Here is a 7,451-nt window from a genome sequence, read left to right as displayed (position 1 = left end):
GTGGCGGTAGCGGCGGGATTTGAACCCGCGGTACGGGGTTGCCGTACACAACATTTCGAGTGTTGCACCTTCGGCCGCTCGGACACGCTACCGCGGAACACTTTACCGATTCGTCGCCTGTCGTCAAAGTTCGGGCAACCTTGTGGGAGCCAGGTCACGCGCAGGTGGCGCCCCCGAAAGCACTATAGGCTTGCCTCCATGACACATACCACTCCCCTAAACCCGCCGGTACCGGCGAAGAAGCCCATTGAACGCACGCATCACGGCGACACCGTCGTCGACAACTTCGACTGGCTGCGCGACAAGGAAAGCCAGGAGGTCCTCGACCACCTGAACGCGGAAAACGCCTATGCGGATCAGATCCTCGAGCCCCTCCACCCGCTACGCGATCACATCGTCGAAGAAATCAAAAGCCACACGCAAGAGACCGACTCTTCCGTGCCCTACCGCGATGGCGACTTCTGGTACATCTCCCGCACACGCGAGGGCGACAACTACCCTCGTTTTAGCCGTATCGCGGTCACGGAAAGCCCCGAGCTTCCCGTGATCGACGCCGAAAGCGACGAACTGCTTCCCGGCGAGCAGGTGTACCTCGATGCGCAAGCACTCTCGGAGGGCACCGAGTTTTTCCAGCTCGGCGGCATTACCCTCAACGAAGCCTCGAACCGCCTCGCCTACAGCGTGGATACTTCTGGCGGCGAGGTGTATGCGCTTCGCATCGTGGACCTCGCTTCGGGCGATGTGATCGACGATTCCGTCAAGGACGTCGCCTACGGTCTCGCCTTTTCCCTCGACGGTTCGGAAATCGTCTACGCCAAGAATGATGAAGCCTGGCGTCAGTGCGAGATTTGGGTGCACGAGATTGGCAAGCCTGCGTCGGAAGACCGCCTTCTTTTCCGCGAGGACGACGAGAAATTCACCACCTACGCGGGCGCGAGCCGCAACCGCAAGGCTCTCATCATCGAGACGGCCTCTCGCGTCACCGGCGAGGCCCTCGTGACCTCCCTTGAAAGCCCGATTCAGGAACCGCGCTCGGTTGCGGGTCGCGTCGAAGGCGTCGAATACACCGTTGAGCACGCGGGCGATCACTACCTCGTCTTTCACAACCGCGACCACAAGGGCTTCGCGCTCGCGCGCCAGGAGCTCGACGCGAGCGGCGCGGAGGCTCAGGACACGTGGCGCGAAATTCTCGCCCCGGCCGAGGGCGAGCGTATCGAGGGGGCCGACGCTTTCGAGAGCCACGTGGCGATCACGATGCGCGCAGCGGGCCTGCCGACCGTCCGTGTGCTGCAGCGCGATCAGGTGAGCGGCGACCAAAATGCCGAGAGCAGCACAGGCTGGGACACCTCCTCCGCTTTCGACATTTCGCACGGTGGCGAGCTCGATGCCGTCTACCTCGCGCACAACCGCAATTGGGACGAGGAGACGATCCGCTACACGCTCGACTCGATGCTCACGCCCACGACCGTCGCGCAGATTCCCGCGTCGGGCGGCGAACCGGAGATCCTCAAGGAAACTCCCGTACCGAACTTCGATCGCACGAAGTACGTGGAGAAGCGCCTGTGGGCGACGGCCCACGACGGTACAAAGATCCCGATTTCGCTCATGGCCCGCGCCGATATTGAGCCCGACGGCACGAACCCCGGCTTCCTTTACGGCTACGGAAGCTACGAAGTCCCCACGGATCCGATGCTTTCGGTGTACTGGCTGAGCCTCATGGACCGCGGCGTCGTCGTCGCGATCGCGCACATTCGCGGCGGAGGCGAGATGGGCCGCGAGTGGTACGAGAACGGCAAGAAGCTCGCGAAGAAGAACACGTTCAGTGACTTTGTGGAATCGGCGCAGTTCCTCGCGAGCGAGGGCTGGTTCGACAAGAACCGCATCGCGGCTAATGGCGGAAGCGCGGGCGGCCTGCTCATGGGCGCGGTCGCGAACCTCTCCCCCGAAACGTTCCGCGTGATCGTCGCGGGTGTGCCGTTCGTGGATGCGCTCACGACGATCCTCGACCCGAGCCTCCCGCTGACTGTCGGTGAGTGGGAAGAATGGGGCAACCCGCTCGAGGATCCCGAGGTGTACCAGTACATGAAGGAGTACACGCCGTACGAGAACATCCAGGGCGTGCAGTACCCTGCGATTCTCGCGACGACGAGCCTCAACGACATCCGCGTGTTTTACGTCGAGCCCGCGAAGTGGGTTGCGCGTCTTCGTGAGGAGACCCGTAACTACGAAAGCGGAGAGGCGATCCCCGCGCACCCGATCCTCTTCAAGTGCGAAATGGTCGCCGGCCACGGCGGACGCTCGGGGCGCTACGCCAAGTGGGAGCAGCGCGCCGAAGAGTACGCCTTCGTGCTCGATCAGCTCGGGGCAACCGAGCTCCTCTAGCCGCGCTTAGAAAGCGGGGATGACGGAACCGTCGGTGTAGGTCTTCTCGATGAAGGCCTTCACCTCATCCGAATGCAGGAGCTCCTCGAGCTTCTTGAGGTGCTCGTTTCCGTCATCCTCGCTTCGCCACACGAGCAAGTTCGCGTAGGGGCTGTCCTCGCCCGGCTCGAGGAAGATCGAATCCTCGTTGGGCTTGAGGCCAGCCTCGAGCGCGAAGTTGCCGTTGATGACACCCGCGGCGAAGTCACCAAGCGAGCGCGGAATCTGGCCGCCCTCAAGCTCGGTGAACGTGAGGTTCTTCGGGTTCTCTTTGACATCCTCGGGCTTGACGAGTGCGTCCTCGGGGGCGTCACCGAGCGAGATGAGGCCCGCCGACTCGAGAAGCCTCAGACCACGCGCGGTGTTCGCGGGGTCACTGTTGAGGGCGATCTCTCCGCCTTCTTCAATCTCGTCAATGCTCTTCGCCTTCTCGGAGTACAGGCCAAGCGGCTCGATATGCACGCCCTTGCCAGCCGTAAACTTATACCCGTTTTCCTCGATTTCGTTCTTGAGGAAGTTTGGGGTCTGGTAGAAGTTCGCGTCAGTATCGCCCGATTCGAGGTCCTTGTTCGGAAGGATGTAATCCGTGTATTCGACGATCTCGATATCGAGCCCTGCGTCTTTCGCAAGCTCATCCTTGACGAACTGGAGGATCTCGGCGTGCGGAACGGGTGACGCTCCTATCTTGAGTGACGAGTCAACGCTTGATTCACCATTCTTACCACCGGTGCCCGGCGAGTTCGAAACGCACGCGCTCAAAAATCCAAGTCCCGCGAGGCCCACGGCCGAAGTGAGGAGGGTGCGGCGATTGAGGTTGGTCATGATGGTCTCTCCTTAGGTGTTCTCGATTGGCTCTAGCCTGCACCGGAAGTGCGGCCGGGCGCGAGAAATGTGACGGTTCGTGACATCGGCGTGGGTGAGTGGGAGCGCTGGAGCGGATTCCGACGTCGGACTGCCCCACACCGTACCCGCGTTCGTTAGCCCTTCGCTCGGTGATCGACCGCGCGCGCGGCCCAATCCCCCACGACCTGCACGAGCACGACAAGAATCACGAGCACAACGACGGTCGTGATCATGACCGTGTCGTTGTAACTCAGGTACCCCTTGCGGAAGGCGAGATCGCCGAGTCCGCCGGCGCCGACTGTGCCTGCCATGGCCGTGTAGCCGACGACACCGATCGTCGTCGTCGTGATGCCAGCGATGATTCCGGGAAGGGCTTCTGCGACGAGCACGTGTCTGATCAGCTGGAAGCGGCTCGCGCCCATCATCTCGACGGCTTCGAGCTTGCCCGCGGGGATTTCACGCAAGGCGGTTTCGACGAGGCGCGCGAGGAAGGGGACCGCGGCGATCGTGAGGGAGATAATCGCCGCATTGGGGCCAGTTCCGCGCCCCACGAGCATTTTCGCGAGCGGCAAAAGCGCGATGATGAGGATGACGAACGGGAAGCTTCGCAACACGTTCACGACGAAACCAAGAATCTGGTAGGCGACACGAGCTGCGCGGGAACGCGCGCGCGAGAGTTCAAACAGGCCGATACCGAGCGGGATACCGATCAGGATGCTCAGCCCCATCGTCCACGCGACCATGTAGATCGTGAGCCCCGTGTTGATCCACAGCGAGTTATTCGTGCTCGTCGAGGTGAAGATTGGATCCGAAAAGAACTCGTGGAACCACTCGATCACGGCTGCACCTCCACGGCGACGATGTTGTTGTCGGCGCAGTCCTTCACGAACCTCGCGAAGCCCGGCGCACTAATGGGGCTGTTGTCGGCGTTGCGCAACGCGAGCTGGACTCGACCGATCTGCTGGCCTTGGATCGTTTCGATAGAGGCCGCGACGACCTCGGCAAGCGCATCGTGTTTCTCGGTGAAGCGCACGATGTCGTTGACGTTCTTGACGGCGGGTGACTTTCCGTAGTCAAGGTTCACGATTTTTGCATCGACGCCCGTGGGGGCGGGCGGCAGAGGAATGAGTTCTTTCGCGAGGCGCCCGAACGGATCGGAAGCGACGTCGAGAAGCGAGCCGGTCTGGACGATCTTTCCGTCTTCGAGAAGAGTCACGTGGTCGCAGATTTCGCGCACGGCGCTCATCTCGTGCGTGATGAGAAGAACCGTGATGCCGAGGCGGCGATTGAGGTTTTTGATGAGCGAGAGGATCTGCCGGGTCGTCCCGGGATCAAGGGCGCTCGTGGGCTCATCGCACAGGAGCACCTGAGGCCGTGCCGCAAGGCCGCGCGCGATTCCGACGCGCTGAATCTGACCACCGGAGAGCTGCGCTGGATAGTTGTTCTCGCGACCTTCGAGGCCCACGAGTTTCACAAGTTCGGCGACGCGCTCGCGGATTTTCTCGCGAGACCAGCCGGCGATCTCGAGGGGGTGCGCGATATTGCGCGCCGCGGTACGAGAATCAAGCAGGTTCGCGTGCTGGAACACCATGCCGATCCTCCGCCTCGCTTCACGAAGTTGCGGACCGCTGAGTGCGGCGATGTCCGTTTCGCCGATCCGCACGGTTCCGCTCGTGGGCTTCTCGAGGCCCGTGAGGCAACGGATAAGGGTCGATTTACCTGCGCCGGAGCGGCCAACGATGCCGTGGATCTCGCCGTCGGCGACATCCAAGGAGATGCCGTCGAGGGCGCGAACCTCGGCACCGCCGGTTCCGGGGAAAACTTTGGTGAGTCCGTCGAGTGTGATCACGCCCTCCAGTATCCGGGAAAGGCGGTGCGGAACGCAGATGCCAGTTCATGAAAGGACACACAGCTCACACAAAAGGCGACGCCCCCGCCGCGTTTGCGAAAGGGGCGCCGCTCGTGACATGACGACGTGACTACTGCTGTGTCGGCCCATCGTTTGCGGAAGGTGCAGAACCAGGCTGGGGCGGCTGGTTGTGACCGTAGGCCTGCTCTTGCGTGAAGTGAGGAGCTTCGGAGGCCTGCTGCTGGGGCTGCCCGCCATACTGAGGAGCCTGCGGGCTCTGCTGGCCGTACTGCGGCTGCTGGCCGTCATACTGCGGGGCCTGCTGACCACCGTACTGGGGCTGAGCCTGCTGACCCTGCTGCCCGAATTGCGGCTGCTGACCACCGTACTGCGGCTGAGCCTGCTGACCCTGCTGCCCGAACTGCGGCTGCTGACCACCGTACTGCGGCTGAGCCTGCTGGCCGAACCCTTGCGGTGCGGCCTGCTGGCCCTGCGGATTCTGCTGCCCCTGCTGATTTTGCATGTTCGCCGCCAAGGCGTTGAAGTCGATCTTCTTGTGCTGCACCTCGGTGGCGTTGTACTCGGAGTTCTTCCCGTACTGCTTGTGCACGAAGCCGCCGGCGATCGCCGGAACGAAACTTGTGTAGAACGGGGCGATGAAGCGCGAAATGACCTCGACGAGGATTCCCACAACCGCGGCGATGAAGGGGGTCGCGAGGCTTACACCCGCATGGGCATCGCCTTCATAGTTCAAAAGCCCGGCGGATTCGAGAACGTCGCGAGCTCCGTTCGCGCCGAAGTTCGAGTTGATCGTCGCAAAGATGATGCCGAGAACGCTCAGCACGAAGAACACGGCGGGAAGCGCAGCCCACGAGGTCACAGTCGCGAGAGTGTTGCCTTCTACGCGGCGGCGGGACTTCGCCCACACCCCTGCGAAAACGAACATGAGAAGCAGGGCGAACGGAATCGCGGGAAGAATCATCCACCAGTGCGGGAGGGTGAACACGGAAACCATGTCGCCTTCCTGGCTAATCAGCAGGCCCGCATAGGCGCCGTGGCCGTACGTGTAGTTCACCGGCGAGAACGTCGCGAGACCAAAGTGGGTGAAGAGCACCGTCAAAAGTGTCGCGGGGAGCGTGAGAACACACATCACGAGCATCTTGAGAGTGTCGCCGAAGTGGCCCTCGTTGATGGCGGCAATGAGGACGACAACGACGCTGCTAAAGAGCCCCACGATCGCCGCCGTGGCGGCATAGAGAAGCGCAAGCTTCGCCGCATCGAAGTACTCGCTCACAAGCGGCCACTTCTTCGGGAGAGGGCGAGTGCTGTAGCGGCCCGCCACGAGGGCAAGGGCGAGGAGCACGAAGATACCGAGGAACGGAAGGACCCCTGCGGCGTGAAGGCTCACGTGGGTCTCGTAGCTCATGCCGTAGTTATCGATCTCCTCACTCCCGCGCGCAGCGAGGGCCCACGACAAGAGGGTCGAGACGACCGCGACGGCGAAGCTCGCGATCAGGGCCTGGACCCAGATGGCAACGGCGCCCTCGTTCGGCCTACGTTTAGCGACGTAACGCCCGGCGAAGAAGGCGCCGGCAAGCACCGCGGCAAGCACGAGGAAGGGAACGAGTCCGAGGCTTGCAAACGTGGACATCGTCGCGTCGTCTTCTCCGGCGAACGACCCCTTAATGGTGGTGTTGACCGTGTACGAGCCAAGGAATGCCATCGAAACGGCCTGGAAAGGCGCACCGAGGATATACAGGAATTCGGGCGTATCCGGCTTGAGCTGGCCAACACCCGCCGCACCGAAACCATTCTTCACATCGGGAACAATGCTCGGTGTATCGAGCACCATTGAGCCGAGAAGGGGAAGGCCGATCACGATCGCGGCGACGATGAGACCCGTCGCGTACGAAGCAAATGCCGCTGCGAGGGTCGGCAGCGGATTACCGATGAAGGATGCGGCCTGACCAAACTGCTTGCCGAAGTCGGCGCCTTGTTGTCCCGGCTGTCCCTGCTGAGGCTGGCCTTGCTGCGGCTGGAACTGGGGGTACCCCTGCTGCGGGTTCTGCTGGCCCTGCTGACCCGGGCCGCTCTGCTGGAACTGCGGTGCACTCTGCTGGAACTGCGGTGCGCTCGGCTGGCCCTGCGGATACTGGGGACTCTGGTACTGGGGTGCGGAGGAAGCGGGGCCCGACGCCTGCGGGGCGCTCGGCTCTGACGAGGCCGAAGCTGCCGAAGGCGGAACGTTGGGGTTCGGAGTCACTCCGTCGCCCTGGGGCATACCCTGCTGCGGGGGGTTCTCTGACATGTCATTCCCTTGCTCGTTGGCGCACGCGAT

At 62.6% G+C, this 7,451-nt stretch carries 5 protein-coding genes and 1 tRNA gene; 1 reads left to right on the top strand and 5 read right to left on the bottom strand.

Going from position 1 to position 7,451, the window contains the following annotated elements:
- Position 1 precedes the first annotated feature (1 nt).
- Positions 2-92: transfer RNA gene (locus M3B90_RS08615), tRNA-Ser, on the bottom strand.
- Between the two features lie 106 nt (positions 93-198).
- Between M3B90_RS08615 and M3B90_RS08610 the strand changes: the two genes are divergently transcribed.
- Entirely contained in the window at positions 199-2,382 is a 2,184-nt protein-coding gene (locus M3B90_RS08610) for a S9 family peptidase (RefSeq protein ID WP_259889865.1), read from the top strand.
- Positions 2,383-2,388: 6 nt separating this feature from the next.
- Here M3B90_RS08610 and M3B90_RS08605 read toward each other — a convergent pair whose 3' ends face one another.
- The 4 genes from M3B90_RS08605 to M3B90_RS08590 all read right to left on the bottom strand — a co-directional run bounded on the left by M3B90_RS08605 (position 2,389) and on the right by M3B90_RS08590 (position 7,421).
- Positions 2,389-3,243 carry a MetQ/NlpA family ABC transporter substrate-binding protein gene (locus M3B90_RS08605; protein WP_259889864.1) on the bottom strand — a complete coding sequence of 285 codons (855 nt, stop codon included), beginning with the start codon at positions 3,241-3,243 and terminating at the stop codon, positions 2,389-2,391.
- A gap of 155 nt (positions 3,244-3,398) precedes the next feature.
- The gene (locus M3B90_RS08600) at positions 3,399-4,103 is read right to left on the bottom strand and encodes a methionine ABC transporter permease (protein WP_259889863.1); all 705 of its coding nucleotides are present in this window, start codon (positions 4,101-4,103) and stop codon (positions 3,399-3,401) included.
- Positions 4,100-5,113, bottom strand: coding sequence for a methionine ABC transporter ATP-binding protein (locus M3B90_RS08595; RefSeq protein ID WP_259889861.1), 1,014 nt, complete (start codon positions 5,111-5,113; stop codon positions 4,100-4,102). Before M3B90_RS08595 ends, M3B90_RS08600 begins: the two co-directional genes overlap by 4 nt.
- A gap of 130 nt (positions 5,114-5,243) precedes the next feature.
- Positions 5,244-7,421 (bottom strand): hypothetical protein, encoded by a 2,178-nt coding sequence (locus M3B90_RS08590; protein WP_259889867.1) that lies wholly within the window; start codon positions 7,419-7,421, stop codon positions 5,244-5,246.
- Positions 7,422-7,451: the final 30 nt, after the last annotated feature.

The organism is Dermabacter sp. p3-SID358 (assembly GCF_025147465.1).
Classification (GTDB): Bacteria; Actinomycetota; Actinomycetes; order Actinomycetales; family Dermabacteraceae; genus Dermabacter.
Note: the sequence above shows the minus strand (reverse complement) of the source record. Positions and strands in the feature narration are given on the sequence as shown.

What these genes read in the sequence shown, in the direction of transcription:
- M3B90_RS08610 (WP_259889865.1), top strand. Translation starts at nt 199, where the DNA reads ATGACACATACCACTCCCCTAAACCCGCCGGTACCGGCGAAGAAGCCC.
- M3B90_RS08605 (WP_259889864.1), bottom strand. Translation starts at nt 3,243, where the DNA reads ATGACCAACCTCAATCGCCGCACCCTCCTCACTTCGGCCGTGGGCCTC.
- M3B90_RS08590 (WP_259889867.1), bottom strand. Translation starts at nt 7,421, where the DNA reads ATGTCAGAGAACCCCCCGCAGCAGGGTATGCCCCAGGGCGACGGAGTG.